This window comes from Rhizobium sp. BK251 (genome assembly GCF_004345245.1).
Taxonomy (GTDB): Bacteria; Pseudomonadota; Alphaproteobacteria; order Rhizobiales; family Rhizobiaceae; genus Rhizobium.
This window is the reverse complement of sequence record NZ_SLUQ01000001.1, coordinates 639277-659854: the sequence shown is the minus strand read 5'-3', so window position 1 is coordinate 659854 and position 20578 is coordinate 639277. Positions and strand designations below refer to the sequence as shown.

The 20578-nt window shown below is 62.3% G+C and carries 21 protein-coding genes; 13 read left to right on the top strand and 8 right to left on the bottom strand.

Annotation, left to right across the window (positions count from 1 at the left end; translation table 11 throughout):
- Nucleotides 1-180 precede the first annotated feature (180 nt).
- Nucleotides 181-2274: a S9 family peptidase gene (locus tag EV286_RS03185; protein WP_132955545.1), complete on the top strand. Its 2094-nt coding sequence runs from the start codon at nt 181-183 to the stop codon at nt 2272-2274.
- 20 nt (nt 2275-2294) lie between these two features.
- The gene (locus EV286_RS03180; protein WP_132955544.1) at nt 2295-2816 is read left to right on the top strand and encodes a DUF1697 domain-containing protein; all 522 of its coding nucleotides are present in this window, start codon (nt 2295-2297) and stop codon (nt 2814-2816) included.
- A gap of 30 nt (nt 2817-2846) precedes the next feature.
- On the opposite strand, the gene EV286_RS03175 is transcribed toward EV286_RS03180, so the two are convergent.
- A complete protein-coding gene (locus EV286_RS03175; protein WP_132955543.1) occupies nt 2847-3107 on the bottom strand; it encodes a type II toxin-antitoxin system ParD family antitoxin in 261 nt (86 codons plus the stop codon).
- Nucleotides 3108-3377: 270 nt separating this feature from the next.
- Between EV286_RS03175 and EV286_RS03170 the strand changes: the two genes are divergently transcribed.
- The 4 genes from EV286_RS03170 to EV286_RS03155 all read left to right on the top strand — a co-directional run bounded on the left by EV286_RS03170 (nt 3378) and on the right by EV286_RS03155 (nt 6229).
- Nucleotides 3378-4088: an AraC family transcriptional regulator gene (locus EV286_RS03170; protein WP_132955542.1), complete on the top strand. Its 711-nt coding sequence runs from the start codon at nt 3378-3380 to the stop codon at nt 4086-4088.
- Nucleotides 4089-4224: 136 nt separating this feature from the next.
- Nucleotides 4225-5100 (top strand): hypothetical protein, encoded by an 876-nt coding sequence (locus EV286_RS03165; protein ID WP_132955541.1) that lies wholly within the window; start codon nt 4225-4227, stop codon nt 5098-5100.
- A 61-nt stretch (nt 5101-5161) separates the two neighbouring features.
- Nucleotides 5162-5737 carry a glutamate acetyltransferase gene (locus EV286_RS03160; protein ID WP_132955540.1) on the top strand — a complete coding sequence of 192 codons (576 nt, stop codon included), beginning with the start codon at nt 5162-5164 and terminating at the stop codon, nt 5735-5737.
- A gap of 42 nt (nt 5738-5779) precedes the next feature.
- Nucleotides 5780-6229: a hypothetical protein gene (locus EV286_RS03155; protein ID WP_132955539.1), complete on the top strand. Its 450-nt coding sequence runs from the start codon at nt 5780-5782 to the stop codon at nt 6227-6229.
- A gap of 60 nt (nt 6230-6289) precedes the next feature.
- Here EV286_RS03155 and EV286_RS03150 read toward each other — a convergent pair whose 3' ends face one another.
- Nucleotides 6290-6901, bottom strand: a complete 612-nt coding sequence (locus EV286_RS03150) for a TetR/AcrR family transcriptional regulator (protein ID WP_132955538.1) — start codon at nt 6899-6901, stop codon at nt 6290-6292.
- Between the two features lie 214 nt (nt 6902-7115).
- Between EV286_RS03150 and EV286_RS03145 the strand changes: the two genes are divergently transcribed.
- Together EV286_RS03145 and EV286_RS03140 are read left to right on the top strand one after the other, a co-directional pair.
- Nucleotides 7116-8069 (top strand): homocysteine S-methyltransferase family protein, encoded by a 954-nt coding sequence (locus EV286_RS03145; protein WP_132955537.1) that lies wholly within the window; start codon nt 7116-7118, stop codon nt 8067-8069.
- Nucleotides 8070-8101: 32 nt separating this feature from the next.
- A complete protein-coding gene (locus EV286_RS03140) occupies nt 8102-8308 on the top strand; it encodes a hypothetical protein (RefSeq protein ID WP_132955536.1) in 207 nt (68 codons plus the stop codon).
- A gap of 41 nt (nt 8309-8349) precedes the next feature.
- Here EV286_RS03140 and EV286_RS03135 read toward each other — a convergent pair whose 3' ends face one another.
- Nucleotides 8350-9801, bottom strand: a complete 1452-nt coding sequence (locus EV286_RS03135) for a DHA2 family efflux MFS transporter permease subunit (RefSeq protein ID WP_132955535.1) — start codon at nt 9799-9801, stop codon at nt 8350-8352.
- Nucleotides 9802-10088: 287 nt separating this feature from the next.
- On the opposite strand from EV286_RS03135, the gene EV286_RS03130 reads away from it, so the two are divergent.
- The 3 genes from EV286_RS03130 to EV286_RS03120 all read left to right on the top strand — a co-directional run bounded on the left by EV286_RS03130 (nt 10089) and on the right by EV286_RS03120 (nt 13941).
- Complete coding sequence (locus EV286_RS03130) at nt 10089-11594, top strand: protein adenylyltransferase SelO (RefSeq protein WP_132955534.1); 1506 nt, start codon at nt 10089-10091, stop codon at nt 11592-11594.
- Between the two features lie 260 nt (nt 11595-11854).
- Nucleotides 11855-13294, top strand: a complete 1440-nt coding sequence (locus tag EV286_RS03125) for a DUF1254 domain-containing protein (protein WP_132955533.1) — start codon at nt 11855-11857, stop codon at nt 13292-13294.
- Nucleotides 13295-13482: 188 nt separating this feature from the next.
- Complete coding sequence (locus EV286_RS03120; RefSeq protein ID WP_132955532.1) at nt 13483-13941, top strand: hypothetical protein; 459 nt, start codon at nt 13483-13485, stop codon at nt 13939-13941.
- Nucleotides 13942-14036: 95 nt separating this feature from the next.
- On the opposite strand, the gene bla is transcribed toward EV286_RS03120, so the two are convergent.
- The 3 genes from bla to dmeR all read right to left on the bottom strand — a co-directional run bounded on the left by bla (nt 14037) and on the right by dmeR (nt 16286).
- The gene (bla, locus tag EV286_RS03115; protein ID WP_132955531.1) at nt 14037-14930 is read right to left on the bottom strand and encodes a class A beta-lactamase; all 894 of its coding nucleotides are present in this window, start codon (nt 14928-14930) and stop codon (nt 14037-14039) included.
- Nucleotides 14931-15006: 76 nt separating this feature from the next.
- A complete protein-coding gene (gene dmeF / locus EV286_RS03110; RefSeq protein WP_132955530.1) occupies nt 15007-15978 on the bottom strand; it encodes a CDF family Co(II)/Ni(II) efflux transporter DmeF in 972 nt (323 codons plus the stop codon).
- 35 nt (nt 15979-16013) lie between these two features.
- Nucleotides 16014-16286 (bottom strand): Ni(II)/Co(II)-sensing transcriptional repressor DmeR, encoded by a 273-nt coding sequence (gene dmeR, locus EV286_RS03105; protein WP_132955529.1) that lies wholly within the window; start codon nt 16284-16286, stop codon nt 16014-16016.
- 165 nt (nt 16287-16451) lie between these two features.
- Between dmeR and EV286_RS03100 the strand changes: the two genes are divergently transcribed.
- Together EV286_RS03100 and EV286_RS03095 are read left to right on the top strand one after the other, a co-directional pair.
- A complete protein-coding gene (locus EV286_RS03100) occupies nt 16452-16865 on the top strand; it encodes a helix-turn-helix domain-containing protein (RefSeq protein WP_132955528.1) in 414 nt (137 codons plus the stop codon).
- 83 nt (nt 16866-16948) lie between these two features.
- Nucleotides 16949-19165 (top strand): adenylate/guanylate cyclase domain-containing protein, encoded by a 2217-nt coding sequence (locus EV286_RS03095; RefSeq protein ID WP_132955527.1) that lies wholly within the window; start codon nt 16949-16951, stop codon nt 19163-19165.
- 27 nt (nt 19166-19192) lie between these two features.
- Here EV286_RS03095 and EV286_RS03090 read toward each other — a convergent pair whose 3' ends face one another.
- Both EV286_RS03090 and EV286_RS03085 read right to left on the bottom strand, forming a co-directional pair.
- On the bottom strand, nt 19193-19714 hold the full coding sequence (locus EV286_RS03090; protein WP_132955526.1) for a YHS domain-containing (seleno)protein: 522 nt from the start codon (nt 19712-19714) through the stop codon (nt 19193-19195).
- 37 nt (nt 19715-19751) lie between these two features.
- Nucleotides 19752-20342, bottom strand: coding sequence for an ankyrin repeat domain-containing protein (locus tag EV286_RS03085; protein ID WP_132955525.1), 591 nt, complete (start codon nt 20340-20342; stop codon nt 19752-19754).
- Nucleotides 20343-20578 lie beyond the last annotated feature (236 nt).

The window sequence follows — 20578 nt, the reverse complement described above, 5'->3', positions numbered from 1 at the left end:
TCGGAAACAATGTGGTGACTTCAAGGCAACGCGCCGGCGGGTTCTGCTCGTGCACAGCAGCGGCCGCGCCGCCCGGCGCAATGGCGAATGCGGTTCGCTATCGCGTCTTCACCGCTTGATCCCTTCCGGCATGCTCTCTATCTCTGACAGACCTTCAGCCTCACCGGAGAGCAACCGCCCGTGCCCGTCTTCAAAGATCTTCCCGCCGCCCCCATCGCCTCCAAGAAGCCTGCGACCGACACGCGTCACGGCATCACCCGCACCGACGACTATGCCTGGCTGAGGGCCGACAACTGGCAGGCGATGTTCAAGGATCCGTCGATCCTCGATCCGGCGATCCGCCAGCATCTGGAGGCCGAGAACACCTACATGAATGCGGCCATGGAAGACACCAAGGCGGTGCAGAAGACCCTCTTTGCCGAGATGCGCGGCCGCATCAAGGAAGACGACATCTCCGTGCCGGTGAAGGACGGGCCTTATGCTTACGGCACCTTCTTCGTGACCGGCGGCGAGCAGCCGCACTATTTCCGCACGCCGCGCGACGGCGGCGAACGCCACGTGCTGCTCGACGGCGACAAGGAGAACGAGGGCAAGTCCTATTTCCGGCTCGCCGGCATCGACCATTCCTCCGACCACAAGCGCGGCATCTGGGGCTATGACGACAAGGGATCGGAATATTTCACGCTGAAGGTGCGCGACCTGGAGACCGGCGAGGATCTTTCCGACGTCATCGACAACACGGGAGGCGGCGGCGTCTGGGCGCCGGACGGCAAGAGCTTCTTCTACACGCTGCAGGACGAGAACCACCGGCCCTCGAAGATCTACCACCACATCATCGGTACGCCGCAATCTTCCGACCGGCTCGTCTACGAGGAGGAGGATGCCGGCTTCTTCATGGGCGTCGGCGGATCGCTGCTCGACGACTTCGTCTACATCGACATCCACGACCACGAGACCAGCGAATACCGGCTGCTTTCGACCAAGGACCTGACCGCGGAGCCGAAGATCGTGGCGGTCCGCGAGACCGGCATCGAATATTCCATGACGGAAGGCGGCGAGGTCTTCTACATCCTCACCAACGACGGCGGCGCCAAGGATTTCAAGATCATGGAGACGCCGGTCGACAAGCCGGAGAAGGAAAACTGGCGCGAGGTGGTTGCCCACAAGCCGGGTACGCTGATCCTTTCCCACATGGCTTATGCCCGCCACCTGCTCTGGCTGGAGCGCAAGGAAGGCCTGCCGCAGATCATGATCCGCGACCGCAGGACCGGCGAGGAACACGCGATCGCATTCGAGGAGGAGGCCTATTCGCTGGGGCTTTCGGGCGCGGCGGAATACGACACCGACGTCATCCGCTTCTCCTATTCATCGATGACCACGCCGTCGCAGCTCTACGACTACAACATGGTCACGCGCGAGCGCACGCTGCTCAAGACCCAGGAAGTGCCCTCGGGCCACAATCCGGACGACTACGTGACCCGCCGCGTCTTTGCGCCCGCTTGGGATGGCGAAACGGTGCCGGTTACCCTGCTCTATCGCAAGGATACGCCGCTCGACGGCACGGCGCCCTGCCTGCTCTACGGCTACGGCGCCTACGGCATCACCATTCCGGCAGGCTTCAATACCAACTGCCTGTCTCTCGCCGACCGCGGCTTCGTCTATGCCATCGCCCATATCCGCGGCGGCAAGGACAAGGGCTTTGCCTGGTACGAAAACGGCAAGATGGGAAAGAAGACAAATACCTTCAAGGACTTCGTCGCCGCCGCTGACTATTTGAATCAGGAGAAGTTCACCTCCTACGACAGGATCGTCGCCGAAGGCGGATCGGCCGGCGGCATGCTGATGGGCGCGGTCGCCAACATGGCGCCGGAGAAATTTGCGGGCATCATCGCCGCCGTTCCCTTCGTCGATGTCTTGAACACCATGCTCGACGACACGCTGCCGCTGACGCCGCCCGAATGGCCGGAATGGGGCAACCCGATCGAGAGCAAGGAAGACTACGACCACATTGCCGGCTACAGCCCCTATGACAATGTCGGCGCGAAGCCCTATCCGCCGATCCTCGCGCTCGGTGGCCTGACCGACCCGCGCGTGACCTATTGGGAGCCGGCCAAGTGGGTGGCGAGGCTGCGCGAAAAGACCACGGGTTCGGCGCCGATCCTGCTGCGCACCAACATGGACGCCGGCCACGGCGGAGCCTCGGGACGCTTCCAGCGCCTCGAGGAGATTGCCTTCGAATATGCGTTTGCGCTCAAGGTCGTCGGCAAGATGTAACCAAGGATCGGGGGGAGCCGATGCCGGTCTATGTCGCCCTGCTCAGGGCCGTCAATGTCGGGGGCAACAGTTCGCTGCCGATGGTGGAGCTGAAGGCGATCTGCGAAGGCATCGGCTTCAGCGAGGTCAAGACCTATATCCAGAGCGGCAACGTGCTCTTCCGCTCGGACGAGAAGGAAGAGCGTGTCGCGGAGATGCTCGACGTGGCGCTTGAAGGAAGGTTCGGAAGGATGCCGGGGGTGATGGTGCGTGGCCGCAGGGAACTCGACGAGATCGTCGAGCGGGCGCCCTTCCCCGACGCGAAGCCGAATTTCCTGCTCGTCCACTTCCTGCCTGAGGCGGCGCCGAAGGACGCGCTCGATAAGATGATCGCGCCCGACGGCGAGGAAGCCCAGGTCGGCGCGCGAGAAATCTACGTCCACTATCCGAACGGTTCGGGCAAATCGCGCCTGAAGCTTCCGGCGCTCAAAAGCGGCACGTCGCGTAACCTCAACACGGTTCGCAAGCTTGCCGAGATGGCAGCAGAAATCGAGGCCGGCTAGCCTCCACCTGCCTTTTGGCGGGATCGTTGCTCAGGCGTCGCGGAAGTGACGGCGGGCGCTTTTAAGCAGTTCCGCAGGATCGACCGGGCAGGTCTCGCCATTGGTCGCACCCTCCTTGAGAAACCGCCGCAGCGCCGCGATATCGCCCGACATCGTCTCGCGCTTCGCAAGCCAATCGTCCAGCGCCTCGCCGAGTATGTCGCTTGCGCCTCCGTACCGCCCGGAGGCGGCGACGCGGCGCAGGGCGTCGGCCTGTCTTCCGTCCAGTTCAATGTTCAGCTTCTCGCTCATGGGCTTTCATCCTCCCTGAAGCAGAGCTTGTAGATTTTAACATCTCAGCCTGCCGCCAACAAGGAAAGCGGCGTCACTTCGGCTTGAACGGGGGCTTGGGGAAGCGGCGGAAGACGAGGGTCCGCACCGCCCGGCCGATGAGCCGTTCCGGCGGCTTGAGCATGGCGATACTGCCCGCGAGCACGGACGAGAAGTAAGCTCGGAAAAGTTGTGGAATTGCAACTTTTCGGGGCGAAAAGAGACCTCGAGCAAAAGTCGAGGTGGTTCACGGTGCCCTCTCCTGTCCTGGCTGCCTATCTGGGCCCCGATCCGTCCGTTGCCAGATATCTGGCGCGAATGGCAAGGTCGCTGAGACAGGTCGACATCGTCGACCAGCGGGCGCTCAAGCCCGGGCACGGCGCGGAAATCGTCATCGTCGATTGCCGTTTGTCGAGGCATCATGAGGCGAAACTGGCCGAGGCCGTCTCACCTGGCCTCATGCAACTCGCCCTCGTCCCGGAGGGCGATCTTTACCGCGCCGGTATATTTGCAGCCGGCTACTTCGACTACCTCTTATGGCCGTTGATCGAGCAGGAGGTGCTGAGCCGCCTCAGGGCCTGCGTGGCGGAAGTCGAGCGCCGCTCCGCCGCATCGTTCTTTTCCGTCGATCCTATCGTGCAGCGATCCTGCGACTTGCTGGCACACCGGATCGAGCACCAGGTCAGCCTCAGCGAACTGGCTCGCCTCGTCGGAACGAACAGGACGACGCTGGTCGATCGCTTCGAGGCCTCGTTCGGCTGCGGGCCGATGACGTGGCTGAGGCACTATCGAATGGTCGAGGCCGCGATGCGGCTGCGCGGCAGCCATCAGAGCATCGCCGAGATTGCTCGGACGGTGGGCTACGAGAACAGCAACAACTTCGCGACGTCCTTCAAGGCGATCCACGGCCTCTCCCCGCTGCGTTACCGCAAGATGGCCGTGCGCAGAGAAAAGCCTGTCTAAGTCAAAGGTCTTACGCAAATCGATCTGATATACATCTAATGGGGGCGGAAATTAGTAAACGCTCCCAGAAGTTTCACAACCTTTAGCTTCATGACATTTCCAACCTGTTTGAGCTTTCAACACTGGAGGACAATCCATGTCGACCGCATCCGCAGTGAACATGCAGCAGTACGAGGCGCAGCAATCGACCAAGAATTACGACGCCGCCAACAACTTCTTTCTTGCCAAGCCGCTCACCCTGGCGCAGCCGAATGCCGCGCCGCCGAGCGACGACACCATCGCCAACAGCGAAGGAACGGTGCAGTTCCATCTCATAGGCCAGAAGACCACCGACCCTGCCTACAGCGACATCATGAACGAGAACCAGGACAATCTTCTGGGCATCGGCGGTCTCGTGCACGACTACATGCACACCCACTACCCGACGATCGACTCGACGAAGCTCGACATCAACACCTGGACCAACGTCGTCGGCAACATTCCCGACCTCGCGGTCGGGGGCCAGAAGCAGAAAAGCTACTCGAACAAGATTGTCGGCACGTCCGTCTCCGGCACCTTCCTGTCGCTGATCGCCAAGGCCATAATCACCGACGGAGCGTCGCTGCTGACCGACTTCCAATCCTTCCTCAACGAAATGGGGAACCTGACGTTCAGCGCCAACAGCAAGGCCGAGACCTACAAGGCCTTGACCTGCACCTACCAGAGCTATCTCGTCGAGAACGGTGCGGGTGGATATTACGACTATGGCGCGATTGTGCTCAGGCAGATCCAGTTCAAGCAGTATTTCCTTGAGATGAAGTCGTCCTGCGCATCGGCGCAATACGTCAACATCGACATGGATTACACCGAGGTCACCAACCTGATCCAGACGCGCCGCATCCGCAAGGGCGGCACCGACTACACCGCCTTCCAGAGCCTCCTGAACAAGAATTCGACGCAGCAATTCGCCAACGCGAAGAACTTCTTCAACGGCGGCTCGACACCCCAGCAGGACATCAAGCCGCAGGTCTGATCGCCGCCCCACGGAGGCGGCATGCACCATGCCGCCTCCATAAATCCCGAAAGGAACGAACATGAATCCATTCGCGAAAACGGCATCTGGTCTCTTTGTGGTCATCGGTCCGAAGACCACAAGCCCGCTTCAGGCGGAGCAAGTATGCGCGGCAATCATCGACAAGCTCAACAGCGATCCGGCAACCAATCTCGCCGCCCAGAATTGGCAGAATGCCGTGGAGATGATCCCCAACCAGGTGGAAAACCTCATCAGCAACCGGACGCAGCAATACGCCGCGCCTGATGAGCTGTCCGCGACGCTAGCAAAGATCTGTTCCGTCTCAGCAAAAGACGGGCAGGCACCGGCCGACCTAGCGACGCCGCTCGTGGCCTACCTGAACCGCTACGGCGAACCAACGTCGTTCAACTGCCTGATTCTCGATCAGTCCAATCCGGTTCAGATCGACCTTCGCCTGACATGCCTGAACGTCACTGATGCGCCGGGCAATGGCAAAAACAACTTCGCCATCGCCTCCACCATGCTGTTGGCATCGCTGAACCTGTCGAACAAGCCGACGGCAACCAACCTGCAGCAGATCTTCGGCGGTTATGCCCCGCCAGCGGACGCCCCCTACTACCTGCGCATCGTTCGCTGATCTGCTTCCCTGACCCACCCAGCCAAGAGAGGAGAAGTTTCGATGATTATTGCTGCCTGCACAGACGATCCGATGGTCGAAGACATCGCCCGCACGGCCTCCGAGGGCAATCACGCAACGTTCGGAGATTGGTACAAGGTGTTCGACAAGCACATTCCCGATCTGGGAGTGAGGGAAAACCTGTTCATCGTCGCCCACGGCGCGGCCTTCGGCGACGAGAACCAGCCGGTCATCGGTAGCAAGTCCAATGACTTCTACCTGACCGCGCGCGACCTGAACGCCAACCTGAAGATCTTTCCGAAGGACTATTCCGGCGGCGTCTTTGTCTATGCCTGCCTTTCGGCCGTTCCGGGCGCCGGCGGCCTGAGCTTCGTCCAGGCCTACAAGAAGATCATCGGGCCGAGCTTTCCGCACCTGACGGCATGGGGCCAGACGGGCAAGCCCAAGGGGCCGCTGCCCGGGCCTTCCGACAAGTCGTGGACCCGCGCCTGAGGAACGGGCGGCAACGCGTACATCGACCCTGCCGGCATCCGGCAGGGTCTTTTGCCGTGCTCATTTCGGCTTGAACAGCATCTTCACGAAGCTGCGGAAGACGAGGATCTGTTCGGCGAGGCCAGTCGGCTCCCGCAGCGCCTTGGATATGACGATGCCGCCCTCGATGACGGTCGAGACCATATCGGCAAGCTGGTCGACATCGAGATCCACGCGCGGCTCGTAGACGGCCATGATCTCCTCGAACATGCCGCGGAAACGGCGGCGCCACGTCAGGGCCGCCTCGCGGTTTATCTCCTGGATCTCGCGATCGAAGGCGCGCTCGTGGACGCAGATGACCGCGACGAGGCAGCCCGGATGGCCGTTCGGAAGATCGGCCAGCAATTCCGACAACAGCTTCAGGCCGAGCAGGAAGGATTGCAGCGGATCATCCATGAGCTCGCGGGCGCGGCCGAAGATCTCGTCGTAGATCCTGTTGTCGTTTTCGATGTAGCGCTCGAGGAGCGCCTTCGCGAGCTCGTTCTTGTCATGGAAGTGATAGAAGAAGCCGCTCTTCGTAATGCCTGTTTCCGCGATCAGCTCGTCGATCGAGGTGCCGCCGAACCCCTTGGAGAGCACCGCCGCCTCGGCGACATCGAGTATCCTGACGCGGGTCTCTTCGCCCTTTCGCATTGTCCCTCCTGTACCGGCAGTACAGTTTTCGGAGCCGCCTGGAACGCCCGTCTTATCCGCAAGCCCAGACAACTGACTGATTTAAAAGGAAAAAGCTCACTTTCAGCCAAGTATACCGCAAACCACCTATATTAGAAGGCGCGAATGCGTCAAAAATCCACCTGCGCCGCATCGATTGGGAGATGCGGACCGCATCAAAAGGGTGGAGACCAGAATGCTCAAGTACAGACACAATCTGCCGCAGCTGAATGGCGGGACCTTTCTGAGCGACGGCGGGATGGAAACGACGCTCATCTTCCATCACGGACTGGAATTGCCGCATTTCGCTTCGTTCGTGCTTCTTGCGACGCAGGAAGGGCGCGAGCAGATCAAGAACTACTATCGCGACTACCTGAATGTCGCCCGCCGGCATGGCACGGGCTTCGTGCTCGACACGGCGACCTGGCGCGCAAATCCGGACTGGGGCGAAAAGCTCGGATACAGCCCGCAGGCGCTGAAGGCGGCAAACGAGGAGGCCGTGGATGTCGTGGCCGAGTTGCGCGAGGAATACGAGCAGCCAGGACGACCGATCGTCATCGGCGGCGCAATCGGACCGCGCGGCGACGGCTACAAGGCCGGCAGCATGGATGCCTGGGAGGCGGAAGACTATCACGCCCCGCAGATCGCCACCTTCGCGGGCACGGCTGCCGACATGGTCGCGGCCTACACGCTGACCAACATCGACGAGGCAATCGGGATCGCCCGCGCGGCGCAGCGGCTCGGAATGCCGACCGCCATCGCGTTCACGGTCGAGACGGATGGCAAGATCGTCACCGGTCGGAGTATCCAGGAGGCAATCGAAGGCGTCGATGCGGCGACGGGAGGCTATCCCGCCTACTACATCGTCAACTGCGCGCACCCGAGCCACTTCGAAGGCGCGTTCGACCACAACAGCGGATGGATCAAGCGGATTGCCGGCCTCAAGGCCAATGCCTCGATGATGAGCCATCAGGAACTCGACAACAGCGAGACGCTGGACGCCGGCGACCCCGTCGATCTCGGGCTGCGCTACAGGGCGCTGACCCGCCAGATGCCTCAGGTACGCGTGCTCGGTGGCTGCTGCGGAACGGATCATCGCCACATCGCGGCGATCTGCGAAGCCTGCCTGCCGACACAGAGTGCCGCCTGAGCCATCGGGATTATCAGGATAGGAACACGACGATGACACGGATCGAGGAAGGACGCGCGAGAAGGCGGAACCTTCTGGCGTACATACGCAAAGCCTTCGGGCGCAAGCTCAGGGAGGACGAAAGTGGGCTTACCGATTTCGACCTTCTTCCAATCGAAGGCCTGAACGATCATCTGGAGTGGGGCATCGGCTATCGCCGGCCCAGATATCGGGAAGAGGTCCCGAACTACAGATTCTGAACCAGGTTCGGGCCGGGAAACCGGCCCGAAGCCATTCTAGCCTAGGCCGCTTCCTTGCGTGGCGCACCGGCTTCCTTGTGGCCGCTGATGTCGGAACCGGCCGTGCGCGAAAAGCTGGCGTTCCAGATGGTCGCCATGATCGAGATGGCGGTAACGACGAGGAAGGCGACCGAGAAATCACCGAGCTGCGGCGTCGTATTGCCTTCCAATAGCATTGAGCCATGCAGCGCCAACGCCCCGACGCAGATGCCGAGCGAAAGCGTCAACTGCTGGAAGGTCGTATAGAAGCTCGTCGCCGAGCTCATGCGGGCGGGATCGATCTTGTCGTAGGCCACCGTGTTGTAGGCGGTGAACTGGAACGACATGAAGAAGCCGCAGAGCATGAGGATCACGAAGATAAGCGCCAGCGGCCAGTCCGGCCGGAAGGCGGCGCACAGCACATAGCCGAAGGTCGCGATGATGCCGTTGACGAGCAGGCTCGTGCGGAAGCCGAAGCGGCGCAGGATGCGCGGCGCGAATGCCTTCATCGCCATGGATCCGAGTGCCACGCCGATCACCAGCTGGCCCGCCTTCGCGGCCGAAAGCCCGAAGCCGAGCTGGAAGAGAAGCGGCAGCAGGAAGGGCTGTGCGCCCTGGGTGATGCGCGTCAGCGAACCTGCGATGACAGACGTGCCGAAGCTCGGAACCTTCATCAGCGAGAAGTCCATGATCGGCGACGGATGATGGCGGGCGTGGCGCAGGTAGGCGATGCCGAAGAGCAGGCCGACGGCAATGAGCATGATCGCAAAGGAGCCCTCGCCCTCGCGGCTCGACATCTCGAAGCCGAAGAGCAGCGAGCCTAGCGAGATGCCGGACAGGACGAAGCCCACCGTATCGAAGGGGCCGCTCGCCTTGCCCTTGATGTTCTCGATGAAGATCGAGACGAGGATGAAGCCGATGATGCCGATGGGCACGTTGATGTAGAAGATCCAGCGCCAGTCGAGGTAGGTCACGATGAAGCCGCCGACGGGCGGACCGAGGATCGGACCGACGAGCGCCGGCACCAGCAGCCACGACATCGCATTGACCATGTCCTTGCGGGCGACGCTGCGCAGGAGCACGAGGCGGCCCACCGGCATCATCATCGCCCCACCCATGCCCTGCAGGAGGCGCGACAGCACCAGACAGAGAAGGTTGGGTGAAAGCGCACAGAAGACCGAGCCCGCCAGGAAGACGAGGATCGCCGAGCGGAAGACGGTGCGCGAGCCGAAGCGGTCGGCCACAAGGCCGCTTGCCGGAATGAAGATCGCAAGGCTGAGCAGGTAGGACGTGAGCGCGATCGACATCGACGGGGCGTTGACGCCGAAGTCCCGGGCCATCGTGGGCAGCGCCGTCGCAAGCACGGTTGCGTCCAGCTGCTCCATGAACATGGCGCTAGCAACAATCATCGCGATCACGCGAAAATTGGGAGCGGCGCGCCGGACCTGGGCCGCCTGATAGATCTGATCCGACATCGACAGGGATCGCTCGACAATGGAACGGCCGGGCGCAGGGGACCCGGCCGCAATTCTGAATGGCTAACGCCATAGTGGAGGTCTTTTCTTTATACGCCTGCCGTGACGTCGGCGTTATGCTTTTATGGCACGGCTGACCTGAGCAATCCGAATACCTAACGTTATGTTTGCACTGCACAAAATCTCGAGAGATGCCTCACCTAGCGTCATGCTGATCGCGATCCTTTAAAAAGCCGGGCTTCGGCAAGCTGCTTGCGCCACGAGACGGGCCGCCCTACCTATGAGGAATGACATCGGTTTCTCAAGACAAGTCGCGGCCTGCTGCACCCTTTGCCTTCGACAACAGCTATGCGCGGTTGCCGCAGCAGTTCCATGCGCCGCAGACGCCCTCGACCGCCAGCGAGCCCTGGCTCATCAAGCTGAACGAACCGCTTGCGGAAGAGCTGGGCCTCGATGTCGAGACACTCCGGCGCGACGGCGCTGCCATCTTTTCGGGGAACCTCGTGCCCGAGGGTGCGGAGCCGCTGGCGATGGCCTATGCGGGCCATCAGTTCGGCAGTTTCGTGCCGACGCTCGGTGACGGCAGGGCTATCCTTCTTGGCGAAGTGATCGACAGCCACGGACGCCGGCGCGATATCCAGCTCAAGGGCGCGGGGCAGACACCCTTCTCGCGCCGAGGCGACGGCCGGGCGGCTCTCGGGCCGGTGCTGCGCGAATATATCGTCAGCGAGGCGATGCAAGCGCTCGGCATTCCGACGACACGGGCGCTTGCGGCCGTGACCACGGGACTGCCTGTTTATCGCGAGGATGTCCTGCCAGGTGCCGTTTTCGCGCGTGTTGCGGCAAGCCATATCCGCGTCGGGACCTTCCAGTACTTCACGGCCCGCGGCGACGCAGACGCGGTTCGCCAACTGGCCGACTATGTGATCGACCGGCACTATCCGGAATTGAAGGACGCCGGGAACCCCTATCTCGCGCTCTATGAGGCAATTTGCGAGCGGCAGGCGGCCCTGATCGCCCGATGGCTGCATGTCGGATTCATCCACGGCGTGATGAACACCGACAACATGACGATCTCCGGCGAGACGATCGACTTCGGCCCGTGTGCCTTCATGGATACCTACGACCCCGGCACGGTCTTCAGCTCCATCGACCAGCACGGCCGCTATGCCTATGCCAACCAGCCCGGCATCGGCCAATGGAACCTCGCGCGGCTCGGCGAGACATTGCTGCCGCTGATCGATGCCGACAGCGAGAAGGCAGTGGAGTTGGCGAATACGGTGATCACCGGCTATGGCGAACGCTTCCAGGGGCATTGGCTTGCCGGCATGCGCGCCAAGATCGGACTGGCGACGGAAGAGGGAGGCGACCTTGCCCTCGTCCAATCCCTGCTGGCGCTGATGCAGGAGGGCAAGGCGGATTTCACGCTCACCTTCCGGCGGCTTTCCGATCTTGCCGGAGACGACGGCCTCGAAGGCGCTTTCGCCGCGAGCTTCGAGAACCCGGAAGCCCCTGCCGCATGGCTTGCCGACTGGCGCGCCCGGCTCACCCGCGAGGACCGGTCGCCGCAGGAGCGGGCCGACGCGATGCGCCGGGTCAATCCGGCCTTCATCCCGCGCAACCACCGTATCGAGCAGGCGATCACCGCCGCCGTCGAGGACGCGGATTTCTCCCTGTTCGCGGCCCTGCTCGCCGTGCTTTCGAAACCCTACGAAGACCAGCCGGCATACGCCCCCTATGCCGATCCGCCACAGCCGAGCGAGCGGGTGCTGCAGACCTTCTGCGGCACGTAGCCTGCGGCGCAAGGAGCCTGCATCGGGCGACGTTGCTCAAGCGGCAGCGCAGCGCAAACGGTGACATTTCCCGGTGCGCCGGAGCCGCCGGAGGGAATCTCGCGCACCGCGCGAATTACTCCTAAATTAGTGATTTCTTAATTATATCTTCGTGCTATCTTCCCGCGCGGGCAGTCGCTGGGACGTTGCCCTGGCATTGAAAACCTTCAACCGTCGTCGGTGCCAAGCGCACCATGACGGCCATCGTTCAGGGGATATGTATGGTTTCTCGTCGTAACTTTACCATTGCCGGATTGAGTATTCTTGCAGCGAGCGGTCTCGGCTCGAAGGCAGTCGCCTTCGACAGGTTGGCGGCCGACCTGATCGAGGGTACCGATCAGTTTGCACTCGCCGTCGACGCCTATGTCTACGGATACCCTCTCGTGACGATGGAGATGACCCGTCGCGTCGTTACCAACGTCGTGGAGCCGGTAGGCACCAAGGCCCCGATGGGCCAGCTTATCAAACTGCGCGAGTATCCGAACGCCAAGTTCCGCGACGTGACGGCTCCCAATGCCGATACGCTCTATACGACCGCATTCTTCGACGTCGGCGAAGAGCCCTGGGTGGTCAGCCTGCCGGCCATGGGCGACCGCTATGCGCTCTTCCCGTTCCTCGACGGCTGGACGACCGTGTTCCAGGTGCCCGGCAAGCGCACGACGGGAACCGGCGCGCAGAAATATGCGATCACCGGCCCCGGATGGGAGGGAGAGCTTCCGGAGGGCGTGGTCCAATACAAGTCGCCGACGAGCATGGTCTGGCTTCTCGGCCGCATCTACTGCACCGGCACGCCGGAGGACTACAAGGCCGTGCACGCCCTACAGGATGAGGTCAAGCTCGTGCCGCTGAGCGCCTACGGGAAGGAATGGAAGCCGCCGAAGGGCAAGGTGGATCCTGCAATCGACACCAAGACCGCCGTGCGCGACCAGGTGAACCGCATGGACGCGGTCGAGTATTTCACGCTTCTCAGCGAACTGCTCAAGACCAATCCTCCCAGCCAGGCAGACATGCCGACGGTCGAACGGTTCGCCGACATCGGCATCGTTCCGGGCAACGCCTTCGACAAGAGCCGCTTCGACCCCTCGTTCGTGAAGCGTGTGCCGCAGGTCGCATTCGACCGCATCATGCTGCACTACAAGCGCAGCGACGGCGACATGAAGGACGTCAACGGCTGGGGCTTCACCACCAAGACCGGCATCTACGGTACAGACTACCTGCAGCGTGCGCTCGTCACCGCAATCGGCCTCGGCGCCAACCGGCCGCAGGACGCCGTCTACCCGGTCTCCACCCAATATGAGGGCGAGATGATCAAGCGAGCCTATGATGGCTCCGAAAAATATGTCCTCAAGTTCGACAAGGGCATGCTGCCGCCGGTCGGCGGGTTCTGGTCGCTCACCATGTATGACGAGCACTATTTCTTCGTCGACAACCCGATCAACCGCTACTCCATCAGCGAACGGCAGGATCTCAAGACGAATGCCGACGGCTCCGTCGACCTCCTGATCCAGAACGAATCGCCCGGGAAGGACAAGGAATCAAACTGGCTTCCCGCCCCCAAGGGCAAGTTCGTCCTCATGATGCGACTATACTGGCCGAACGAGAGCGATCCGTCGCTGCTCGACGGCACATGGAGCATACCGCCGGTGCAGAAGGCAAGCTGAGCGGCAACGGTCGCCGGCGCCCGGGCCGCATGGCACGGGACCGTGCCAGGGACACAGTGGCGCGTGGATGGCAAGGTCCATCCCGCGCCATTTCTTCGGGAGCGTTTTCCGATCGTGACAATCATGAAAGCGCAAGCCACGCGCAGGTTCCGCTGAGCATTCTCCCGCCACCATAACGGGAGAAAATCATGAAAATCGGTGACAGCATATCCAGCTACTACGGGCTCACCGGCCGTTTCGGCCAGCAATCCGGACGCGGGCAGAGCGGATCGATCAACGACACCGCCGGCGTGGCGCGCCAGAGCGGCCCTTCGCTCCAAAGCAGCGGCATCCCCTCTTCGATCTCCAGCGCCATGTGGCTTTCCCAGGCAGAAGACGAGACGACGGTCAGCGGCAAGCCGGCAACGGACGCCAACGACGCCCTGTACGAGGAATTCTCCAAGTGGGCGAAGATGACGCCCGCGGAAAAGATCCGCGCTCAGGTCCTCGAAAGCATGGGGCTGACGGAAGAGTCGCTGCAGGCGATGCAGCCGGAAGAGCGCGCCGCCGTCGAAAAGCAGATCGCCGAAGAGATCAAGCGCCAGCTCGGCGGCAATGACGGCAAGAGCGATGACGAGACGCCGCCCGTCGATTCCTTGCCGGTCTAGAAGGCTGCGAAACCGCTTTAGCGCGATGCGGCGGAGATTCACGTTCCCGCCGCAAGCGCTTGATTTCCGATTCTTTCCCCGGCGGGCGGGTTCGCCTACACGACCATTCCCGCAACGATCCGGCCGACTTCGGCAAAGACCGGATTGACCTGATCGATCGGCACCGTTGCCTCGGCGACATAGGTCGTCACCAGGATCGGGCCTCGTCCCGGCGGCCAGACGACGGCGATATCGGCGGCAGCGCCGTTCCTTCCCGTTCCAGTCTTGTCGCCCACCTTCCACTCCTTCGGAATGCCGGCGCGCAGGCGGGCATCGCCGGTTCTGTTGGAGACCAGCCAGCCGGTCAGACGCTCGCGCGAGGCTTCGGACAGAACAGTGCCGATCGCCAGATTGCCGAGGGTATCGAGCATGGCGTCCGGCGTCGTCGTGTCGCGCGGATCGTCCTTCTTCGCCTCGTTAAGGGCCGTCTCGGTGCGATCGAGGCGGGTCGAGGCGTCGCCGATCGTCCGCAGGCGCTTCGTGAAGCCTTGCGGACCGTCGAGACTTTCGAGCAGCAGATTGCCGGCGGTGTTGTCGGAAAGCGTGACGGCTGCCTCGCAGACTTCCGCAAGCGTCATGCCCTCACCGCCGGTCTGCTTCTCGGTGATCGGGGAATAGGTGACGAGCGCCTCCTTGTCGAAAACGATGCGGCGCTCGAGCGATTCCTCGCCCTTGTCCACCTTCTGGAGGATCAGGGCTGCGGCCAATGCCTTGTAGGTGCTGCAGATCGCGAAGCGTTCGGTTTCGCGGTAGCCGAGCGTGATGTTGGTTTCCGTGTCGAAGACGGACACGCCGAGGCGCCCGCCGGTGCGTTTCTCCAGTTCGGCAAGCTGCTGATCCACGTCGCGCTCCGCCTGCTGCGCGGCGGCCGGCATCGGCGCAAGCGCGAGCGAGGGCAGAAGCAGCGCCGACCCGGCAAGAAGCCGGCGGCGGGTAAAGGCAAAGCGCATGTCTACCTCCAGCAGAATCACGAAAGAAAAGAGCTAGAGGCAGATTGTGGCGTGGCTCTGACCGCTTCGACCGCGGCTAGGCGGCCCTCAGCGGCGTTACCTCGATGGTAACGTGCGAGAGGTCGACCAGCGCGCTGAGCTTCTGCTTGTAGAAGGCGGGCTCATGCGGCTCCGGCGTGACGAGGGCGACGATTGCAGCGTGATGGCCGGGGCCGACCTGCCACACATGCAGATCCGTGATCCGGTCCGTCCCGGTCTCGATGGCGGCGCGGATCTCTTCCGGCAGTTCCTCATCGGACGGGACGACGTCGAGCAGCACCGTGCCGGTCGCCTTCAGCAAACCCCAGGACCAGCGCGCGATGACGATCCCGCCGACGATGCCCATGAGCGGATCGAGCCAGATCCAGCCGTAGAGGCTGCCGAGCGCAAGCGCGGCAATCGCAAGCACCGAGGTCAGCGCATCGGCAAGGACGTGCACATAGGCGGCGCGCAGATTGTTGTCGGTATGCCTCTGCCCGGGCGAAGCGTGGTCGTGGGGATGACCGTGATCGTGGTCGTGGTCATGATGGTCGTGATGGCCATGGTGATGGTGGTGGTCATCCTTCAGCAGCCAGGCGCTCACGAGGTTGACGGCCAGGCCGACGACGGCGACCAGGATCGCCTGCGAGAAATCGATCGAGACCGGTCGCGCGAGCCGGAAGGCGCTCTCGGCGGCCACCAGAATGGCGATCAGCGCTAGAATGATCGCGCTTGCGAAACCGGCAAGATCGCCAAGTTTTCCCGTGCCGAAGGTGAAGCGCGGATTGCGCGCCTGCCGGCGGGCAAAGACATAAGCGAGGGCGGCAACGAGAAGCGCGCTCGCATGGGTCGACATGTGCCAGCCATCAGCGACGAGGGCCATGGAGCCATAGATGCTGCCGGCGCCGATCTCGGCAACCATCATGACGGCCGTCAACGCGACGACGAGCCAGATTCGGCGCTCGTTGCGCGCATGCCTGTCGCCCAGAAAGACATGCTCGTGGGACATTGAATCGGGACGCGACTTCATTGCGCTCTCCTTCTGGCGTCGGGCTTCCGGCAGCTTCAGCGAATATAGGTTCTCAGCACTTCGGCGATTTCGGCGACCGCTTCGCTGCGGGCGGCCTCGCTTTCGGCCTGCAGCACATGCTCGTGCAGGTGATCTTCCAGGACTTCGCCGGTCAGCCCGTTCAGCGCGCCGCGGATGGAGGCAAGGAGCTGGAGCACTTCCCCGCACGGGCGCTCGGCCTCGAGCGCGCGCTCCACGGCCTCGATCTGGCCCTTCAGGCGGCGGACGCGCGACAGAAGCTTCTTCTGGTCCCGGAGTGTGTGCGACATGCTTTGGCTTCCTGCGATATAGTATAGGGGGGTATACTATATTGATGTCGTGATTGAAAGCGACGCGGTGACGCAGGTTTCAATCGCCGAACCGCTGACCAACTTGCGCTACCGGCGAGCGACCCCATATAATTCCTCCAGTGACTATAGATTTATGAGGCAACGATGCTTTCGATCGGAGATCTTTCCAAGCGGACCGGCGTGAAGGTGCCGACCATCCGCTATTACGAGCAGATGGGGCTCATTTCCTCACCGGAGCGCACCGACGGCAACCAGCGGCGTTATGGCCGGGGCGACCTGGAGCGGCTGGCCTTCATTCGCCACGGACGCGACCTCGGGCTGACGATCGAGGCGATCAAGGAACTGATTTCGCTCAGCCAGCATCCGGAGCGCCCCTGCGTCGGCGCCGACCGCATCGCACGCGAGCATCTGGACGACGTGCGCGGCAAGATCGCCCGGCTGAAGAAGCTTGAGCACGAGCTGGAGCGCATCGTTTCTCACTGCGACGGTCACAGCATCGAGGACTGCTATGTGATCAGGTCGCTTTCCGACCACGGACTGTGCGAAGAAGAACACTGAACGGCTACCCGGGTGCAATGGCATCCGCGAGGGACCTGCGGTAATATAAGACCTTCAGCATATTACCCCCGGATCGAACGGGCATGGAACGTCGTCTTGCAGCAGTCATGATTGCGGATGTCGTCGGTTACAGCCGCCTGAGCGAAATCGACGAAGAGGGTACGCGCGTCCGCTTCCAGGCGGACCTGACCGACGTGTTCCAGCCGCGGATCGCCGAACATCACGGCCGCCTGGTGAAGACCATGGGCGACGGCATCCTCATGGAATTCCAGAGCGTCGTCGACGCGCTGAACTGTGCCGTCGCGCTGCAGAAGGAAAAGGCAGAGCGCAACGCGTCCGTGCCGCTCTACCAGCGCATCATCTTCCGGATCGGCGTCAATCTCGGCGACATCATCGTCGAAGGCAGCGACATCCATGGCGAGGGCGTCAACATCGCCGACCGGATGCAGGCCCTTGCCGAGCCGGGCGGGATCGCGATTTCCGGCACCACCTACGATCAGGTGAAATCGAAGCTCCAGGTGGGCTACGTTTCGCTCGGCAAGCAGAAGGTCAAGAGCATAGCCGAGCCGATCCGTGTCTACCGCATCGCGCTCGATCCCGGTGCCGCAGGCAGGACGGTTGCCGGCATCAAGGACAGGCGCCGGTGGCGCCGCATTGCTGCGCTTGCCGCCGTCGTTGCGATGCTTGTGCTCGGCCCGCTCGCCTGGTGGCAGCCATGGACCCATTTTGACGGGTCCAACGAGAAAGCGCGCTTTGCCTATCCCCTGCCCGAGCGCCCTTCGGTTGCCGTGCTGCCTTTCATCAATGTCGGAGGCGATACCGAGCACGACCATCTTGCCGAGGGCCTGACGGATGACCTCATCACCGAGCTTTCGAAGGTATCGGGGCTCTTCGTCATCGCACGCCATTCCGTCTTCGCAATCAAGGACACCGCCGGCAAGATACAGGACGTCGCCTCCGAACTCGGCGTTCACTACGTGCTCGAGGGTTCCCTGCAACGGGCCGGGCCGCGGCTCAGGATCAATGTCAAGCTGATCGACGCCCTGAGCGGCCTCTCGCTGTGGGCGGAGCGCTATGACAGGCAATATGCGGATCTCTTCGCGGTCCAGGACGACGTCATCGGCAAGATCATCTCGGCGCTCTCCATCAAGCTCAGCGAGGGGGAGCGAACGCAGCTCGCCCGTATCCCGACGGAGAGCCTGGAGGCCTACGACTATTACATGCGCGCCGAGCAGGAAGGGCACCTCTACGGCGATGTGGACACCTATCGCCGGACGCTTTCCTATTACCAGAAGGCGATCGATCTCGATCCCAATTTTGCCGACGCGCATGCCGGCATCGCGCGGGTGGCGGTCGACGTCTGGCGCAACGACTACAACTATCTCTGGTCGGGAGCGGTGGCCCGCAAGATCGCCTATGACGCAGCCGGACAGGCGCTGAAGCTCGATCCGAACAACGCCCGCGCCCACACCGTGCTCGCCCTGCTGCAATTCGTCGACGGGCGCGAAACGGAGGCAAGGGTTTCAGCCAACCGCGCCGTGACGGCGCAGCCGAACGACGCGGAGGCCGCCGCCAACCTGGCGCTGATCCTCGTCCATACTGGCGACCACGACGGAGCGATCACGGAGATCGGGAAGGCGCTGCGGCTCGACCCCTCGCCCTCCCCCAGCCTGCAATTGCTTGCCGGCATCGTCTACTACACGGCGCACGACAACGAGCGGGCGATACCGCTGATCGAGGCGGCGCGCGGTGCGCTGCCCAATGCGGAAGCGGTCCGCGAATATCTCGCGGCGGCCTATGCCCAGCAGGGTAGCGAAGACGAGGCGGCGATGGAGAAGGCAAGGCTGCTCGCGCTCTTTCCCGACAGCAACCTGACCTACTACACCTATCTCTACGACTACTGGCGTTCAGACGACCTGAGCTATCACCTCGTCGGCCTCAAGGAAGCAGGCATTCCGCGATGGCCGTTCGGATTTGAAGGCGACGAGGCCGATCGTCTCGGGCAGCAGGCGCTGACCGACATCACCAACGACAAGACCTGGGCGGGAAAACACCGGAACGGCACGGATTTCATGCAGTTCTTCGACGCCGCCGGCAATACCGCCTATCGCAGCGCGAACACCAACATCACCGGCAAGGTGGAGGTACGCGGCAACCAGCTCTGCGAGAAATTCGGCGGCTACTTCCTCGACCGCATGGTGTGCGGCTACGTCTACCGCAACACGACAGCCGTGCAGCCGGACGCGGACTATGTCCACGTCACGCCGCAGGCATTGAAATTCTTCTCAATCGCCCAGTGAAGGGGCCGCAAGGCAGGCCGCCGCAGATCAATCGGCGGAGGCCTGGTGCCAGTCCTTGCTGATCTTGTCGGTGATCAGCGTGTGCTGCACCTCGGACCAATGCTTCTGCGAATCCACAACCTTCGTCGGATTTTTCTCGAAGCCTTCGGCCGCGCCCGGATCGTAGCTGATATAGAGCTTTCCATCGATGATGCGCCAGGCCTTCGGGTCCACATTGGTCGTCACCGTGCCGAAGGAGACGCCGTCGGCGCAGTAGCCGCCATATTGCGGAGCGTATTTCGACGGATCGGCCTTGAAGAGGTCGCGGTTCTTGGCGCTGGCGAACTGCCAGGTGGCGCCCAGCCAGCGATAGGAGTAATCGGACTTGCCCTCGACCGCGTCGTTCTGGGTGAAATAGGCGACCGGGTCATAGCCCTTGATAGCGACGTCGCCGAAGTAGCCGGTATTGACCGTATCCTCGGCGGCGGCTTCCGCAGCCAGGAGCACGATGGCGGCTGCAGCCACAGCGGCCGCAATCCCGATCCCGCGATTTCGTCCATGCACAGACATAGGTATTCCTCCGTTTGCGGCTGCGCCCGAGAGCGCATCATTTCCGCTTGGTGCATTCCTCGAAGAGCCACGGGCCGACGAGAGCGGCATCCTGGCAGACGGCGCCGGCCTTCAGCAGCAGTTCGGCCGAATCCCAATGGGAGCGCCATCCCGCCTGTGTCAGAGGCGTGTAGCCGTTACGCTCCTTCGCTTCGATGTTGGCGTCATGGGCGATTAGGAAAGCCACGACATCCGCATGTCCCTCCTCGGCGGCCGCATGCAGCGGCGACATGTGATAAAAATTCTTGTCGTCGTTTACGACCGCGCCCTTCTCGACGAGCAGTTCGATCACATCGAGATGACCGCCATAGGCTGCCGCATGAAGCGGCGTCAGCCCGCCCTTGTTGCGAATCTCGATGTCGGCGCCCCGGTCAAGAAGAAGTGCAACGACCTCCTTCTTTCCCGCCAGGGACGCGATGACGAGGGCCGGCTCTCCGGAAGCATCGGGCTCCGCAATGTCCGAACCGTTGTCGAGAAGCGTTTTGGTCTGTCCGACATCTCCCTGCCGCACGGCATCGTGCAACGGCCCCGCCAATACTGACGAGAAACCGAATATAAAGCTAAGGACAACGACACCAGAAAAGTTCATCGCATGCCTCTTGCCACCGGCTTGGCTCTGCAGGTGCGGAACAAATTTAAGCTATCACGAATATGCAACCGAGATCAACAACGCGTGACCCGGGAGGAATTCATCGTGGCCTTCGCGATAGAACTGTGCCAGCATCGCCATGAAAGTCGTCGATCTGCAGACCGACTGTGCCGCCGATAGCGGCAAGGGCGAACGTTCAAAAAAACTACAAGAAACAAAGCCAAGATGACGGGCCG